This is a genomic window from Micromonospora sp. CA-111912, assembly GCF_050948415.1.
In the GTDB taxonomy this organism is placed as follows: Bacteria; Actinomycetota; Actinomycetes; order Mycobacteriales; family Micromonosporaceae; genus Micromonospora.
The window spans coordinates 6,280,369-6,295,393 of the sequence record NZ_CP192007.1; the positions used below are offsets into that span (position 1 = coordinate 6,280,369).

Consider the following 15,025-nt stretch of genomic DNA (forward strand, 5'->3'; position numbering starts at 1 on the left):
ATGAGCCACTCCGCCGTCAGGCCGACGCCGGCCTCTCCGACGCCCGAGGGCGGCCACCTCCTGGAGGTCCGGGACCTGCACGTCGAGTTCCGTACCGGCGAGGGGGTGGCCCGGGTGATCAACGGCGTCTCGTACCACCTGGACGCCGGCGAGACCCTGGCCGTGCTCGGCGAGTCCGGGTCCGGCAAGTCCGTCACCGCGCAGGCGATCATGGGCATCCTGGACACTCCCCCGGCGCACGTCCGCTCCGGGCAGATCCTCTACCGGGGCCAGGACCTGCTCGGCCAGTCGGAGGAACAGCGTCGCCAGGTGCGCGGCAAGGAGATCGCGATGATCTTCCAGGACGCCCTGTCCGCGCTGAACCCGGTCTTCCCGGTCGGCTGGCAGATCGGCGAGACGCTGCGCCACCGGGAGGGGATGTCCCGGGGCGACGCCAAGGCCCGGACCGTCGAGCTGATGGACCTGGTACGGATCCCGGCGGCGGCCAGCCGGCTCGGCGACCACCCGCACCAGTTCTCCGGCGGGATGCGGCAGCGCGTCATGATCGCGATGGCGCTGGCGCTGAACCCGAAGGTGCTGATCGCCGACGAGCCGACCACCGCGCTGGACGTCACCGTGCAGGCCCAGATCATGGACCTGCTCGCCGACCTGCGGCGGGACCTGGACATGGCGATGATCCTGATCACCCACGACCTCGGCGTGGTGGCCGGCGTCGCGGACCGGATCGCCGTCATGTACGCGGGCCGGATCATCGAGCACGCCGACGTCCGCTCGCTGTACCGGGCGCCGGCCCACCCGTACACGAAGGGGTTGCTGGAGTCGATCCCGCGCCTGGACGTGCGCGGCCAGGCCCTGTCGACGATCAGGGGGCTGCCGCCGAACCTGATGCGGATCCCCTCCGGCTGCCCCTTCCACCCCCGGTGCCCGTACGTGCAGCAGGTCTGCGTCGACGTGGTGCCGCACGACCTGGTCCTCGGCGACGGCCGGACCAGCGCGTGCCACTTCGCGCAGGAGGTCCGTGATGACAGCGCCCGCTAGCCCGGCCAAGGTGCGGGGCGAGACCGTCCTCGCCGTCGACAACCTGGTCAAGCACTTCCCGATCACCAAGGGGGTGCTGTTCCAGCGCCAGGTCGGCGCGGTGCGTGCCGTCGACGGGGTCAGCTTCGAGCTGCGCCGGGGCGAGACCCTCGGCGTGGTCGGCGAGTCCGGCTGCGGCAAGTCCACCCTGGCCCGCCTGCTGATGCGGCTGGAGACGCCCACCTCCGGCCGGGCCACGCTGGAGGGGAATGACCTGTTCAGGGCGTCCGGGGCGGAGCTGCGCCGGCTGCGACGCAACATGCAGATGGTGATGCAGGACCCGTACACCTCGCTGAACCCGCGGATGACGGTCGGCGACATCATCGGGGAGCCGTTCGACATCCACCCGGACGCCGCGCCGAAGGGCAGCAAGCGCAAGCGGGTGCAGGAGTTGCTGGACGTGGTCGGGTTGAACCCGGAGCACGTCAACCGGTACCCGCACCAGTTCTCCGGGGGCCAGCGTCAGCGCATCGGCATCGCCCGGGCGCTCGCCCTGCGCCCGGAGATCATCGTCTGCGACGAGCCGGTGTCGGCCCTGGACGTCTCCATCCAGGCGCAGGTCATCAACCTGTTGGAACAGCTCCAGGACGAGTTCGGCCTGTCCTACATCTTCATCGCCCACGACCTGTCCGTGGTGCGGCACATCTCCGACCGGGTCGCCGTGATGTACCTCGGCAAGATCGTCGAGGTCGGCACCGAGGACGAGATCTACGAGCGGGCCACCCACCCGTACACCCAGGCGCTGCTGTCGGCGGTGCCGGTGCCCGACCCGGACGCCCGCGACGACCGGACCATGATCCGACTCGTCGGCGACGTGCCCAGCCCGGCGGATCCGCCGAGCGGCTGCCGCTTCCGCACCCGCTGCTGGAAGGCCCAGGAGGTCTGCGCCCGCGAGGAACCCCACTCGGTCCCCCGGGCCGCCGACCCCCACCCGTCGGCCTGCCACTTCGCCGAGCTCCGCCCCACCACCACCTGACCCGCCGCCGCCCGGCTGCGGGCGGACGGCGGGCGGGCGGGGGTCAGTGGAAGAAGTGGCGGGTGGCCGTCAGGTACATGGTGATCCCGGCCTCCTTGCAGGCGGCGATCACCTCCTCGTCGCGGATCGAGCCGCCCGGCTGGACGATCGCCTTCACCCCGGCCTCGATGAGGATCTTCGGGCCGTCGGCGAAGGGAAAGAACGCGTCCGAGGCGGCGACCGAGCCCCCGGCCCGCTCGGCGCCGGCCCGGGTGACCGCGAGCTGCGCCGAGTCGACCCGGTTGACCTGGCCCATGCCGACCCCGACGGTCGCGCCGTCCTTGGCCAGCAGGATCGCGTTGCTCTTCACGGCGCGCACCGCCCGCCAGGCGAACGCCAGGTCGCGCAGCGTCGCCTCGTCGGCCGCCTCGCCGGTGGCCAGCCGCCAGTTGGCCGGGTCGTCGCCGTCGGCGTCGATCCGGTCGGCCAGCTGGACCAGGATGCCGCCGGTGACCTGCCGCCACTGGGCCGGCAGCGGGGCGTACGCCGGGGCGCGCAGCAGCCGGATGTTCTTCTTGCCCTGAAGGACCTCCACCGCACCGGGCTCGAACTCCGGCGCGACCAGCACCTCGGTGAAGATGTCGGCGACCTGCCGGGCCAGCTCCACGGAGACGGGCCGGTTGACCGCGATCACCCCGCCGTACGCCGACACCGGGTCGCAGGCGTGCGCCCGGCGGTGCGCCTCGGCCACGTCGCCGCCGACCGCGATCCCGCACGGGTTGGCGTGCTTGATGATCGCCACGGCCGGCTGGTCGGCGAAATCGTTCGCCGCCCGCCACGCGGCGTCCGCGTCGACGTAGTTGTTGTACGACATCTCCTTGCCGTGCAGCTGCTCGGCCTGGGCCAGGCCCGCCGGGCTGCTCGGGTCGGCGTAGAGCGCGGCGGCCTGGTGCGGGTTCTCGCCGTAGCGCAGCACCGATCCGCGGCGCAGCGCCAGCCCGGCGAACTCCGGCCACCCGCCGGCGTCCGGGGCCAGGGTGACGGCGCACCACTCGGCCACGGCCACGTCGTACTCGGCGATGGCGGCGAACGCGCGGGCGGCCAACGCCCGGCGCTGGGCCAGGGTGAACCCGCCCTCGCCGAGGGCCGCCAGCACGGCCGGGTATCCGGCCGGGTCGGTGACCACTGCCACCGAGGCGTGGTTCTTGGCGGCGGCGCGGACCATCGCCGGGCCGCCGATGTCGATCTGCTCCACGCACTCCTCGACGCCGGCGCCCGAGGCGACCGTGGCCTGGAACGGGTAGAGGTTGGACACCAGCAGGTCGATCCCGGCGATGCCGTGCTCGTCGAGCTGGGCGGCGTGCGAGTCCTTGCGCAGGTCGGCCAGGAGGCCGCCGTGGATCGCCGGGTGCAGGGTCTTCACCCGGCCGTCGAGGATCTCGGGGAAGCCGGTCACCGACTCGACCGGGGTCACCGGCACCCCGGCGTCGGCGATCCTCGACGCGGTGCTGCCGGTCGAGACGAGCTCCACGCCGGCCGCGTGCAGGGCCCGGGCCAGCTCGACCAGGCCGCTCTTGTCGTAGACGCTGACCAGCGCCCGCCGGATCGGGCGGCGCTCGGCCTCAGTGGCACTCACGGAAAGGTGACCTTTCTTCCGGTGATCGTCCAACCTTCGCGGACCAGCCGACCGACCTGCTCGACGAGCTGGCGCCGCTCGGCGGACTTGATGCGCTCGGTGAGCGCGTCCTCGTCGTCGTCGTCGAGCACCGGCACGGCGACCTGGGCGACGATCGGGCCGGTGTCCATCCCGGCGTCGACGAAGAAGAGGGTGGCCCCGGTGATCTTCACGCCGTAGGCGAGGGCGTCCCGGGGGCCGTGGATGCCGGGGAACGCCGGCAGCAGGGTGTTGTGCGTGTTGAGGTAGCGGTCGCCGAACGCGGCGAGGAAGTCGGGGCCGACCAGCTTGAGGAAGCCGGCGGAGACCACCAGGTCGGGGCGGTGCGCGGCGACCTGCGCGGTGAGCGCGGCGTCCCAGTCCGCCCGGGTCGGGTGGTCGGAGACCCGCTCGACGAAGGTCGGCACCCCGGCGGCGGTGGCCCGGTCCAGGCCGGCGATGCCGTCCCGGTCCGCGCCGACGGCGACCACCCTGCCCCCGTACGCCGGGTCGGCGGTGGCGTCGAGCAACGCCTGGAGGTTGCTGCCGGAGCCGGAGACGAGGACGACGATGCGGGCGACGGGCGCGGGCTCGGTCACGCCGCCACCCTATCGGGCAGGTCGGGGCCGCTCTCGTGTGGGCGGGCAGGCCGGACCGGCCGTCGGCGTGGGCAATCAGGATCCGGACAACGACGAATTGGTGACCGCCGTTGTCGTCCCCACCCTGTACTCTGCCGGTCGCTCGGTGCCAGGCACAAGCCTGGCTCCGCACCCGTCAGTGACCCGACATGCGCGTTGTGTCGATGGATTAGAGGAGTAGGCCGCGATGCAGCCCGACTACAAGTCCCCCCAACCGCAACAGATCAATAACAACATGACGATGTCCATCGTGGCCATCTTCCTCTTCTGGCCGCTGGCCATCCCGGCGATCATCAACGCCTCGAAGGTCAACCCGCTCATCCAGCAGGGTGACTACGCGGGGGCCCAGGCGGCGGCCGCCGAGTCGAAGAAGTGGTCCAAGTGGGCCCTGATCGTCGGCATCGCCTGGTACGTGATCACCATCGTGTGCTGCGCGCTGGGCGGCATTGGGGCGATCATGGGTACGGAGACCAGCACCAGCAGCTACTGACAGCCTCAGCCAAGGAGCACCAGCGCATGCAGCCCGGTCACGACCCGTACGGTCAGCAGCCCAACGACCCGAACCAGCCGCAGTACCACGACCCGCACGCCCAGCCCCCGCAGGCGCCTTACGGGCAGCAGCCCACATCGGGGCAGCCGTACGGGCAGGACCCGTACGGCCAGCAGCCGCAGGCACCGTACGGCCAGCAGCCGGCCGCCGGTCAGCCGTACGGGCAGCCGACGTCGGGTCAGCCGTACGGGCAGCCGACGTCGGGCCAGCCCTACGGCCAGCCCGCCTCGGGCCAGCCCTACGGGCAGGACCCGTACGCCCAGCAGCCCTACGGAGCCGCGCCGGGCTACCCGAACGCCGGCTACCCGCAGACGCAGGGCCAGCAGAACACCCTCGGCCTGGTGTCGATGATCCTCGGCATCGCGTCGATCCCGCTGGTCTGCTGCCTGTACCTGGGCGTCCCGGTCGGCATCGCCGCGATCGTCACCGGCTACCTCGGGCGGCAGAAGGCGAACCAGGGCCTGGCCAGCAACGACAGCCAGGCCAAGACCGGTCTGATCTGCGGTGCGGTGGGTGCCGGGCTCGGCATCGTGCTGTTCATCCTCGGCATCGTGGCGAACGTCAACCTGCCGACCACCTGAGTCGACAGCACCACCGAGGGGCGCTCCGGGCAGTTTCCGGGGCGCCCCTCGGCGCGGGCGTCAGGAGGGCGTCCGGCCCTTCGACAAAGAGCGGGTGGCGGCGGCGCCGAGCAGGGCGCCGGCCGCGATCACCGCCGTGGCCGTCCCGGCCACCTGCCACGGGACCGAGCCGATCTCGGCCAGCCGCCCCCCGCCGAGCGGCCCGCCGGAGGCCCCCGCGAGCACCCCGAGCAGCAGCCCGGCGACCGGGCCGGCGAGGGCCGCCGGGACCAGCAGGGCCCGCCAGGCCACCTCCGTCCGATCCTCGGCGGCCCGCCGCAGCAGCCGCCGGGCGAGCAGGCAGCCGGCGGCCATGCCGGCCAGCACCGGGATCGCGAGCAGGGCCGCCCCGAAGTTGTCCACCGGCCCGCTGGGCAGGCCGGCCAGCAACGGTACGGCCGGCAGCGCGCCGAGCGAGACCTCGCTGGTGCGTACGGCGGTGTCGGCACCTACGGCGAACCCGGGGCCGAGCAGATAGCTGGTGGACCAGACCGTGGCGTTCGGTGCGTAGGCGAGGCTGACCAAGGTGATCCCGGCCTGCCCGGCCACCCCCGTGCGGTACGCCCCGATCATGTCGGCGGCGTCCCCGCCGCCGGTGGCGATCGCCAGCCCGGCTACTCCCGCCCCCGCCCCGAGCAGCAGCAACCCGGCGACCAGGCCGGTACGCACCCCGTCCCGCACCGGGGCGGGCGCCCGCTCGACGAGCAGGCCGGCCACGCCGGTGGTGCGGGCCGCCCCGGCCAGGGCCGCGAACGCGCCGAAGACCGCGAAGGTCCCGCCGGCGCGGATCGGGGACACCGCCGGCCCGCCGACGCCGGCCAGCACCGCGGCGAGGGTGCCGAGCAACGCGTACCCGACGCCGACCGCGCCTGCGGCGGTGAGCGCCTGGCGCGGCGAGCGCCCGCCCCGGGCCCCGATCGCCCGGCTGGTGTGCACGCCGGCCCGGAACAGCCGCCAGACCGCCAGCACCGTGAGCGCCACCGGGGCCAGTCCGACCGGGCCGGCGTCGGTGGTCAGCGGGACCCCGTGGCCGAGCAGCCAGCCGCCCAGGCCGGCGCGCAGCGCCCCGGCGACGGAGCCGGCGTCCTCGCTGAGCTGGGCGAGCCCGAGCACCAGCGCGACCGGTAGGTACGACGTGAGCGCGGCCCAGGTGGCGGCGACCCCGGCGGCGACCGCGAGCGGGGCCCGGCTGCGGCGGGCCTCCCCGGCCCGGGGCGCGGGCACCCGGGGACCCGGTGGGCGGCCGGCGAGCCGGTCGTCGGCGCCCACCCCGGTGGCCGGACGGCGGGGCTGATCAGGGGTGACGGAGGACATCGCGTCTACTCTGGCACGCCGCGCCGCCGGGGGCAGTCCGATACCGCGCCCGATCGGCCGCAAGTTCGTGATCCACCGACTTGTCGGCCGCGATCCGGTCTAGCCTCGGCCCAGGACACGAACTTTTCCTGTCGCGGCCTCTTCCGGGTGCCGGCCAGCGTCGGCCGGCTGGAGCAGACCGACGCAGACCGCTCGGAGGTAGTCGTGAACGCTCCGTATCCACCGCCGCCACCGGCCGGCGGCCGGGACCGCACCACGCTGTGGGGCGTGCTCGGCATCGTCCTGGGCCTGATCTGCTGCGGCGTCCTCGGCATCGTCTTCGGGTACCTGTCTGTCCGGGACGCCAAACGGTACGGCCAGTCGCCGGTGCTGGGCTACCTCGCCATCGCGTTCGGCGTGATCAACATCATCGGCAGTCTGATCCTGCGGGCGAGCGGCAACTACCCGTTCTGGAACAACGACTGATCTACATGACGCGAGGGGGCCGACCGCCCGGTCGACCCCCTCGGCGGCTCAGGCGGCTCAGCCTTCGGACATGATCTCCCGCATCAGCTTGGCGGTCTCGGTCGGGGTCTTGCCGACCTTCACGCCGACGGCCTCCAGCGCCTCCTTCTTCGCCTCGGCGGTGCCCGCCGAGCCGGAGATGATCGCGCCGGCGTGGCCCATGGTCTTGCCGGGCGGGGCGGTGAAGCCGGCGATGTAGCCGACCACCGGCTTGGTCACGTTCGCCTTGATGAAGTCGGCGGCCCGCTCCTCGGCGTCGCCGCCGATCTCGCCGATCATCACGATCGCGTCGGTCTCCGGGTCGGCCTCGAACGCGGCCAGGGCGTCGATGTGGGTGGTCCCGATGATCGGGTCGCCGCCGATGCCGACGCAGGTCGAGAAGCCGATGTCGCGCAGCTCGTACATCATCTGGTAGGTCAGCGTGCCGCTCTTGCTGACCAGGCCGATCCGGCCGGTGCCGGTGATGTCGGCCGGGATGATGCCGGCGTTGGAGGCGCCCGGCGAGGCGATGCCCGGGCAGTTCGGCCCGATGATCCGGGTCCGCTCCCCCTTGGCCACGTTGTACGCCCAGAACGCGGCGGTGTCGTGCACCGGGACGCCCTCGGTGATCACCACGGCCAGCGGGATCTCCGCGTCGATCGCCTCGATCACGGCGGCCTTGGTGAACTGCGGCGGGACGAAGATCACCGTGACGTCGGCACCGGTCTGGGCCATGGCCTCGGCGACGGTCGCGAAGACCGGCAGCGCGGTGCCGTCGAAGTCCACGCTCTGGCCCGCCTTGCGCGGGTTGGTGCCGCCGACGACGTTGGTGCCGGCGGCAAGCATCCGCCGGGTGTGCTTGGAACCCTCGGAACCGGTCATCCCCTGCACGATGACCTTCGAGTCCTTGGTCAGCCAGATAGCCATGATCAGACCCCCGCAGCTGCCAGCTCGGCGGCCCGCTCGGCCGCGCCATCCATGGTGTCGACCCGCTGTACCAGCGGGTTGTTCGCGCCGTCGAGGATCGCCCGACCGGCCTCGGCGTTGTTGCCGTCGAGGCGGACCACGAGCGGCTTGGTGACCTTCTCGCCGCGCTGCTCCAACAGGGCGAGCGCCTGCACGATGCCGTTGGCGACCTCGTCGCAGGCGGTGATGCCGCCGAAGACGTTGACGAACACGCTGCGCACCGACGGGTCGGACAGGACGATCTCCAGCCCGTTCGCCATCACCGCGGCGCTGGCGCCGCCGCCGATGTCGAGGAAGTTGGCCGGCTTGACGCCGCCGTGCCGCTCGCCCGCGTAGGCGACCACGTCGAGGGTCGACATGACCAGGCCCGCGCCGTTGCCGATGATTCCGACCTCGCCGTCGAGCTTGACGTAGTTGAGGTCCTTCTCCTTGGCGGCCTGCTCCAGCGGGTCCACCGCGGCCTGGTCGATCAGGGCCTCGTGGTCGGGGTGCCGGAACGCGGCGTTCTCGTCCAGGGTCACCTTGGCGTCGAGCAGCAGCAGCTTGCCGTCGCTCGTCGTCGCCAGCGGGTTCACCTCGACCAGCGTGGCGTCCTCGGCGACGAACGCCTGCCACAGCCGGACGGCGACGTCGACGACCTGGTCGGCCACCCCGGCGGGGAACTTGGCGGCGGTGACGATCTCGCGCGCCTTCGCCTCGTCGACGCCCTTGACGGCGTCGATCGGGGCCTTGACGACCTTGTCCGGGGTCTCGGTGGCGACCTGCTCGATGTCCATGCCGCCGGCGACGCTGGCGATGCAGAGGAAGGTGCGGTTCGCCCGGTCGAGCAGGTACGAGAAGTAGTACTCCTCGGCCACGTCCGCGGTCACCGTGATCATGACCTTGTGGACCGTGTGACCCTTGATGTCCATGCCGAGGATGTCGGTGGCGCGGGCCACCGTCTCATCCGCGCCCTCGGCCAGCTTGACGCCGCCGGCCTTTCCTCGGCCGCCGACCTTCACCTGTGCCTTGACGACCACGCGACCGCCGAGGCGTTCGGCGATCGCGCGGGCCTCCTCCGGGGTGTTGGCGACGCCGCCAGCGAGCACGGGCAAGCCGTGCCGCTCGAACAGGTCCCGCCCCTGGTACTCGTACAGGTCCACGATTGCGCGTCCCGTCCCGTCTCCGCGGCGCGCCGTCGCGCCGCCACCAGCGTGTGAAAACAGTTTGATGCCTGTCATCAGTTGAAACAGGCCTTTGGGCGCAGCCTAGCGAGGTCGGCACGGCCGGCAACCGAGCGGGTGCACGGTGTGCCCTAATCCACAACCAGCCCAGCGTTCCCCCGTGCGCCCCAGATCCGGGCAGCCCCGCGCGGTCGGCCGGGTGGTTTCGTTCAATGGCCGGCGGGGCCGACGGGCGGGTGGGGGCCGGCCGTGGGATTCCTGTCGACGATGTTCGGCGGGCCGCGTAACCCCCTGGCCAGGGCCTCGTTGAGTCAGATGTCGGAGCGCTGCTGGTCAGCGCGACGGCGGGAGACGGCCGATGCCCTGTCGGTCGAGGGGTGGCGGCGGGGCATCGTGCATAGAGGGGCCGGACGTGTGAGGGGTGCGTCCGGCCCCTCCCCCGTGTCTGGGGGAGGGTGGCGACCGCCGGGTCAGGCGACCGGCTGGGCGACGTTGGCCCGGACCCACTCCACGATCGACCGGGTGGTCGCGCCCGGGGTGAAGACCTTCGCTACGCCGAGCCGCTCCAACTCGGGGAGGTCGGCGTTCGGGATGATGCCGCCGCCGAAGACGACGATGTCGCGCGCGTCCCGCTCACCGAGCAGCTCGATGACCCGCCGGAACAGCGTCATGTGTGCCCCGGACAGCACGGAGAGCCCGACGGCGTCGGCGTCCTCCTGGATGGCGGTCTCCACGATCTGCTCCGGGGTCTGGTGCAGGCCGGTGTAGATGACCTCCATGCCGGCGTCCCGCAGGGCACGGGCGACCACCTTGGCCCCGCGGTCGTGGCCGTCGAGGCCCGGCTTCGCGACGACGACCCGGATACGAGAGCTCATCAGCGGACACCTTTCGAGGCGCTACGACTGTCACCTGAACGAACGGTAACCCGACGGGCCGAGACCGGGGAATCCGGGCGTCCGAACCAGGAGAAGCGTAGGGGTGCGGGCCATGTTCGGACATTCGGTGGGCGACGTCACCCTGAGCGACGAACGGGCAGCTACGAGGGCATACGCCGACCGTGACGAGACATGACAATAGTGGACACAAACGGACGGATCGACACGCCAATTACCCCGTCTGGCTTGTGACCGGCGTGGTGGTTGGCTAACGTGACCACGGTTGTCATCAGGTCCACCGACGGGTGACGACGCGGCCAGCCGACGTTCACCACCGCTTCACGGGGCGCCGGCCGATCGCTTCGGAACCCCGACAACGGAGGGTGTGCGTGCGCCAGCGCCTGTCGTCTGAGCCCGATCGATATCGCGGACGCCGCCGCGTACCCACCCCCCCGCGTAGCCGCTACGCAGCCGTCGTCACCACCGCGTTCGTCGGTGCGGGCATGGTCGCGCTCGGCGCGGCCGCGCTGCCGGACGCCAAGAGCGTCAGCCCGTCGGTCCTCGACGAGCTCAAGCAGGCGTCCATCACCAGCCAGGACGTCGCGGCCCGCGCCGACTCCGCCGAACCGGCCTCCCGGGACAGCCGTACGGAGACGAAGGTCTCCACCGAGCAGGACGTCTGGCTCCTGCCCCTGCAGGACTACGACTTCAACACGCCCTACGGCATGCGCTGGGGCAAGTTGCACACCGGCGTCGACCTGGTGGCCCCGGAGGGCACCCCCTACGTCGCCATCCACGGCGGCACCGTCACCAAGGCCGGCTGGTTCGGCGGCTACGGCTACGCGGTCATCGTCAAGCACACCGACGGCAGCGAGGCCATCTACGGCCACTCCTCAACGGTGACCGTCAAGGAGGGCCAGCAGGTCAAGGCCGGGGAGCAGCTCGGCCTGGTCGGCAACACCGGCCACTCCTACGGCGCGCACCTGCACCTGGAGATCCATGTCAACGGGGAGCCGCGGGACCCGGTGCCGTGGCTACAGAGCCGCGAAGTGGACATCAAGATGCAAATCCAGGCGCTCTACAGCGACGTAACCACGCCCTGACCCTGAGCATCGCCCGTTGACCGCCCGGATCAGTCGATCCGGGCGGTTTTTTCGTCGTCCGGCGGGCCAAATGTCTGCTACGCCACACCGGTAGATGTGACCGGCGATACGTTGGCCATGATCACTTATCGGGATTAAGCCTGCCGGTACGGGACGGAACGGGCGGGAGTCGTGCGGGCGAGCCGCCCGAACCCCGCCCCCTACCCGCCGGCCACCAGCGGAAACACCAAGATTTCGAGGTCCCTGCCCCTCGAAGACGTGAAGGTCCCCGCCGTGCAGGAAGAGAACATCCGCAACGAGAACACCCCCGACGCGCCGATCCGCCGCCGACTGCGCCCCCGACGCGGCGGACGGGCCCTGGTGATCGCCACGGCGGCCCTGGTCGGGCTCGGCCTCGCCGGCGTCGCCGTCGCCACCACGGGCGGCGGGGACGAGCCGACCCCGGCCGCCGTGGCGATCGACGCACAGGCCCGCGCCGAGGCCGCCGAGCGCGCCGACCGGGCCGTCCGCGAGTCGGTCGCCCCGGTCACCCCGTCCGCCAGCCCCACCACCCCGTCGCCGAGCCCGTCGAGCGCCAGCGCCAGCGCCAGCGCCAGCCCGACGAAGCAGGTCACCACGAAGCCCAAGCCGAAGCCCACACCGAAGAAGACCAGCAAGCCCGCGCCGGCCTGGGTCATCCCGATGGCGGGAGCCCAGATCACCTCCTGCTACGGCCAACGGTGGGGCACCCTGCACGCCGGCATCGACTTCGCCCTACCCTCGGGCACCCCGATCCACGCCGCCGCCGCGGGCACCGTGGTCAAGGCCGGTGACGTCGGCGACGGGTACGGCATCTCCGTCTTCGTCGACCACGGCAACGGCTACCTGACCCACTACGCCCACCAGAGCCGCACCGCCGTCGGCGTCGGCGCGAAGGTCAAGGCGGGGCAGGTCATCGGCTACGAGGGCTCCACCGGCGACTCCACCGGCCCGCACCTGCACTTCGAGGTGCACCAGGGCGCGATGTGGAACCAGATCGACCCCGCGCCGTTCCTGCGCGCCCGGGGCATCGACGTGGCCTGCTGACAGCCCGCCGCCCGGGTGCGCCCGGGCACCCGGCCCGGGCCGGCCCGGCAGCGCAACCCGCCCGCCGGCCGGCCCGGCAGCACGCCGGCCGGGCGGGCCTGCGGGTCAGAGCTTGTCGACCGGGGCGTGCCGCAGCACCAGCCACATCGTCTGGTCGCCGAAGTCGATCTGCGCCCGCGCCCCGGGGCCGTGCCCCTCGACGGCGAGCACCCGGCCCAGGCCGTACCGCTGGTGGTTGACCCGGTCCCCGGCCGCCACCTTGGGCCCCTGGGGCAACTCGCTGGCCGTGGTCAGCCGGCTGCCGTCCACGCCGAGCCGCTTGGCCAGCTGGGCCGCCTTGGGCGTCCCCCCGGCGAAGCCGCCGGGGCGGTCCGCGCGACCCCCGACGCCGCCGCCACCCCCGGCCCACGAGGTGTACGTCCCCTCGGTGCGCTCCCAACGGACCAGCTCCGGCGGCAACTCCTCCAGGAACCGCGACGGCGGGTTGTAGGCCGGCTGCCCCCACGCCGAGCGGGTCACCGAGCGGGACAGGTAGAGCCGCTGGCGGGCCCGGGTGATGCCCACGTACGCCAGCCGACGCTCCTCCTCCAGCTCCCGGGTGTCGCCCAGTGAGCGCAGGTGCGGGAAGACGCCGTCCTCCAGCCCGGTGAGGAACACCACCGGGAACTCCAGTCCCTTGGCGGTGTGCAGGGTCATCAGGGTGACGACGCCCTGGTGGTCCGGGTCGTCGGAGGGGATCTGGTCCGCGTCCGCGACCAGCGCGACCTGCTCCAGGAAACCGGCCACGGTGGCCCGCTCGCCCTCGGCGCCCAGCGCCTCGATCCGCTCGGTGTACTCCCGGGCGACGCTGACCAGTTCCTGGAGGTTGTCCACCCGGCCGGCGTCCTGCGGGTCGAGGCTCTCCTCCAGCTCGGTGAGGTAGCCCGAGCGGGTGAGTAGCGCCTCCAGCACCTCCTCCGGGGTGCCGGTCTCGGCCAGCTTGCGCGCCCCGTCGAGCAGCGCGATGAAGTCGCCGATGCCGTTGGCGGCCCGGGTGGAGATGCCCGGGGCGTCCTTGGCCCGGCGCAGCGCCGCGCCGAAGGAGACCCGGTCCCGGCCGGAGAGCGCCTCGACGCACGCCTCCGCGCGGTCGCCGATGCCCCGGCGGGGGGTGTTCAGGACGCGGCGCAGGCTGACCGTGTCGTCGTCGTTGACCACCGCGCGCAGGTAGGCCAGCGCGTCGCGGACCTCCTTGCGTTCGTAGAAGCGCACCCCGCCGACCACCTTGTAGGGCAGGCCGATCCGGATGAACACCTCCTCGAAGACCCGGGACTGGGCGTTGGTGCGGTAGAAGACCGCCACGTCGCCGGGGCGGGCGGCCCCGTCGTCGACCAGGCGGTCGACCTCCCGGCTCACCCAGTCCGCCTCGGCGTGCTCGGTGTCGGCGACGTACCCGACGATCTGCTCGCCCGCCCCCGCGTCGCTCCACAGCCGCTTGGGCTTGCGGGAGGTGTTCCGGTCGATCACCGCGTTGGCGGCGTTCAGGATGGTCTGGGTGGAGCGGTAGTTCTGCTCCAGCAGGATCGTCCGGGCGTCGGTGAAGTCCCGCTCGAACTCCAGGATGTTGCGGATCGTCGCGCCCCGGAACGCGTAGATCGACTGATCGGCGTCGCCGACCACGCACAACTCGGCCGGCTCGATCCCCTCGGTGCCGGAGACCAGCTCCTTGATCAGGGTGTACTGGGCGTGGTTGGTGTCCTGGTACTCGTCGACCAGGACGTGCCGGAACCGGCGGCGGTAGCTCTCCGCGACGTGCGGGTGCGACTGGAACAGGTGCACCGTGGTCATGATCAGGTCGTCGAAGTCCAGCGCGTGCGCCTCGCGCAGCCGCCGCTGGTAGAGCGTGTACGCCTCGGCGAGCGCCCGCTCGTTGGGGCCCTTGGCCCGCCCGGCGAACTCCTCCGGGTCGACCAGCTCGTTCTTCAGGTTGGAGACCTGGGCGGCCAGCCCGCGCGCCGGGTAGCGCTTCGGGTCGAGGTCCAGCTCGCGGGCGACCATCTGCATCAGCCGGCGGGAGTCGTCGGCGTCGTAGATCGAGAAGGTCGACTTCAGGCCGGCGTGCTCGTGCTCGGCCCGCAGGATCCGCACGCAGGCCGAGTGGAACGTCGACACCCACATCAGCCGGGCGCGCGGGCCGACCAGGTGGGTCACCCGTTCCTTCATCTCACCGGCGGCCTTGTTGGTGAAGGTGATCGCGATGATCTCGCCGGGGTGCACGTCCCGGGCGGCGAGCAGGTACGCGATCCGGTGGGTGAGCACCCGGGTCTTGCCCGAGCCGGCGCCGGCCACGATCAGCAACGGCGAGCCGGCGTGGGTGACGGCGTCACGCTGAGGCCCGTTCAGGCCCTCCACCAACTGCTGTGGGTCGAGCCGGACCGCCGGGCCGGCGCGGCGCGGCGGGGCCGGCGCGGGCTCGGGCTCGGGCTCGGGCGGGGACGCGGGGATGTCGAAGAGAGGCTGCATCGCAGGGCGAGTCTATGCCGCCCGCCGGACACTTCCCGACTCACCGCCCCGTCCGCCGCC

The 15,025-nt window shown here is 72.4% G+C and carries 14 protein-coding genes; 7 read left to right on the forward strand and 7 right to left on the reverse strand.

Going from position 1 to position 15,025, the window contains the following annotated elements:
* Both ACQPZO_RS26420 and ACQPZO_RS26425 read left to right on the forward strand, forming a co-directional pair.
* On the forward strand, positions 1-1,038 hold the full coding sequence (locus ACQPZO_RS26420) for an ABC transporter ATP-binding protein (RefSeq protein ID WP_433344631.1): 1,038 nt from the start codon (positions 1-3) through the stop codon (positions 1,036-1,038).
* Positions 1,022-2,053 carry an ABC transporter ATP-binding protein gene (locus tag ACQPZO_RS26425; RefSeq protein WP_433344632.1) on the forward strand — a complete coding sequence of 344 codons (1,032 nt, stop codon included), beginning with the start codon at positions 1,022-1,024 and terminating at the stop codon, positions 2,051-2,053. The genes ACQPZO_RS26420 and ACQPZO_RS26425 overlap by 17 nt, the downstream gene beginning before the upstream one ends.
* A gap of 43 nt (positions 2,054-2,096) precedes the next feature.
* Here ACQPZO_RS26425 and purH read toward each other — a convergent pair whose 3' ends face one another.
* Both purH and purN read right to left on the reverse strand, forming a co-directional pair.
* A complete protein-coding gene (purH, locus tag ACQPZO_RS26430) occupies positions 2,097-3,668 on the reverse strand; it encodes a bifunctional phosphoribosylaminoimidazolecarboxamide formyltransferase/IMP cyclohydrolase (protein ID WP_433344633.1) in 1,572 nt (523 codons plus the stop codon).
* Positions 3,665-4,285, reverse strand: coding sequence for a phosphoribosylglycinamide formyltransferase (purN, locus tag ACQPZO_RS26435; RefSeq protein ID WP_433344634.1), 621 nt, complete (start codon positions 4,283-4,285; stop codon positions 3,665-3,667). Before purN ends, purH begins: the two co-directional genes overlap by 4 nt.
* Before the next feature lie 274 nt (positions 4,286-4,559).
* Here purN and ACQPZO_RS26440 point away from each other — a divergent pair, with 274 nt between their 5' ends.
* Entirely contained in the window at positions 4,560-4,814 is a 255-nt protein-coding gene (locus tag ACQPZO_RS26440; RefSeq protein WP_433344635.1) for a CD225/dispanin family protein, read from the forward strand.
* A gap of 26 nt (positions 4,815-4,840) precedes the next feature.
* On the forward strand, positions 4,841-5,455 hold the full coding sequence (locus ACQPZO_RS26445) for a DUF4190 domain-containing protein (protein WP_433344636.1): 615 nt from the start codon (positions 4,841-4,843) through the stop codon (positions 5,453-5,455).
* A gap of 60 nt (positions 5,456-5,515) precedes the next feature.
* Here ACQPZO_RS26445 and ACQPZO_RS26450 read toward each other — a convergent pair whose 3' ends face one another.
* Positions 5,516-6,808: a cell division protein PerM gene (locus ACQPZO_RS26450; RefSeq protein ID WP_433344637.1), complete on the reverse strand. Its 1,293-nt coding sequence runs from the start codon at positions 6,806-6,808 to the stop codon at positions 5,516-5,518.
* Between the two features lie 204 nt (positions 6,809-7,012).
* Between ACQPZO_RS26450 and ACQPZO_RS26455 the strand changes: the two genes are divergently transcribed.
* Positions 7,013-7,273: a DUF4190 domain-containing protein gene (locus tag ACQPZO_RS26455; RefSeq protein WP_433344638.1), complete on the forward strand. Its 261-nt coding sequence runs from the start codon at positions 7,013-7,015 to the stop codon at positions 7,271-7,273.
* Between the two features lie 57 nt (positions 7,274-7,330).
* On the opposite strand, the gene sucD is transcribed toward ACQPZO_RS26455, so the two are convergent.
* From sucD to ACQPZO_RS26470, 3 genes are all read right to left on the reverse strand, one after another.
* Positions 7,331-8,218 carry a succinate--CoA ligase subunit alpha gene (gene sucD / locus ACQPZO_RS26460; RefSeq protein WP_433344639.1) on the reverse strand — a complete coding sequence of 296 codons (888 nt, stop codon included), beginning with the start codon at positions 8,216-8,218 and terminating at the stop codon, positions 7,331-7,333.
* A gap of 2 nt (positions 8,219-8,220) precedes the next feature.
* On the reverse strand, positions 8,221-9,399 hold the full coding sequence (gene sucC / locus ACQPZO_RS26465; RefSeq protein WP_433344640.1) for an ADP-forming succinate--CoA ligase subunit beta: 1,179 nt from the start codon (positions 9,397-9,399) through the stop codon (positions 8,221-8,223).
* Positions 9,400-9,890: 491 nt separating this feature from the next.
* Positions 9,891-10,295 carry a cobalamin B12-binding domain-containing protein gene (locus tag ACQPZO_RS26470; RefSeq protein ID WP_433344641.1) on the reverse strand — a complete coding sequence of 135 codons (405 nt, stop codon included), beginning with the start codon at positions 10,293-10,295 and terminating at the stop codon, positions 9,891-9,893.
* Between the two features lie 389 nt (positions 10,296-10,684).
* Here ACQPZO_RS26470 and ACQPZO_RS26475 point away from each other — a divergent pair, with 389 nt between their 5' ends.
* Both ACQPZO_RS26475 and ACQPZO_RS26480 read left to right on the forward strand, forming a co-directional pair.
* Positions 10,685-11,398, forward strand: coding sequence for a M23 family metallopeptidase (locus ACQPZO_RS26475; protein ID WP_433344642.1), 714 nt, complete (start codon positions 10,685-10,687; stop codon positions 11,396-11,398).
* A gap of 273 nt (positions 11,399-11,671) precedes the next feature.
* A complete protein-coding gene (locus tag ACQPZO_RS26480; protein ID WP_433344643.1) occupies positions 11,672-12,463 on the forward strand; it encodes a M23 family metallopeptidase in 792 nt (263 codons plus the stop codon).
* Positions 12,464-12,568: 105 nt separating this feature from the next.
* On the opposite strand, the gene pcrA is transcribed toward ACQPZO_RS26480, so the two are convergent.
* Positions 12,569-14,965 (reverse strand): DNA helicase PcrA, encoded by a 2,397-nt coding sequence (gene pcrA, locus ACQPZO_RS26485; protein ID WP_433344644.1) that lies wholly within the window; start codon positions 14,963-14,965, stop codon positions 12,569-12,571.
* Between the last annotated feature and the right edge of the window lie 60 nt (positions 14,966-15,025).

Coding starts and splice junctions, on each gene's coding strand:
- ACQPZO_RS26440 (WP_433344635.1), top strand. CDS start 4,560: ATGACGATGTCCATCGTGGCCATCTTCCTCTTCTGGCCGCTGGCCATC.
- ACQPZO_RS26470 (WP_433344641.1), bottom strand. CDS start 10,295: ATGAGCTCTCGTATCCGGGTCGTCGTCGCGAAGCCGGGCCTCGACGGC.
- ACQPZO_RS26445 (WP_433344636.1), top strand. CDS start 4,841: ATGCAGCCCGGTCACGACCCGTACGGTCAGCAGCCCAACGACCCGAAC.
- sucD (WP_433344639.1), bottom strand. CDS start 8,218: ATGGCTATCTGGCTGACCAAGGACTCGAAGGTCATCGTGCAGGGGATG.
- ACQPZO_RS26450 (WP_433344637.1), bottom strand. CDS start 6,808: ATGTCCTCCGTCACCCCTGATCAGCCCCGCCGTCCGGCCACCGGGGTG.
- ACQPZO_RS26425 (WP_433344632.1), top strand. CDS start 1,022: ATGACAGCGCCCGCTAGCCCGGCCAAGGTGCGGGGCGAGACCGTCCTC.
- ACQPZO_RS26420 (WP_433344631.1), top strand. CDS start 1: ATGAGCCACTCCGCCGTCAGGCCGACGCCGGCCTCTCCGACGCCCGAG.
- pcrA (WP_433344644.1), bottom strand. CDS start 14,965: ATGCAGCCTCTCTTCGACATCCCCGCGTCCCCGCCCGAGCCCGAGCCC.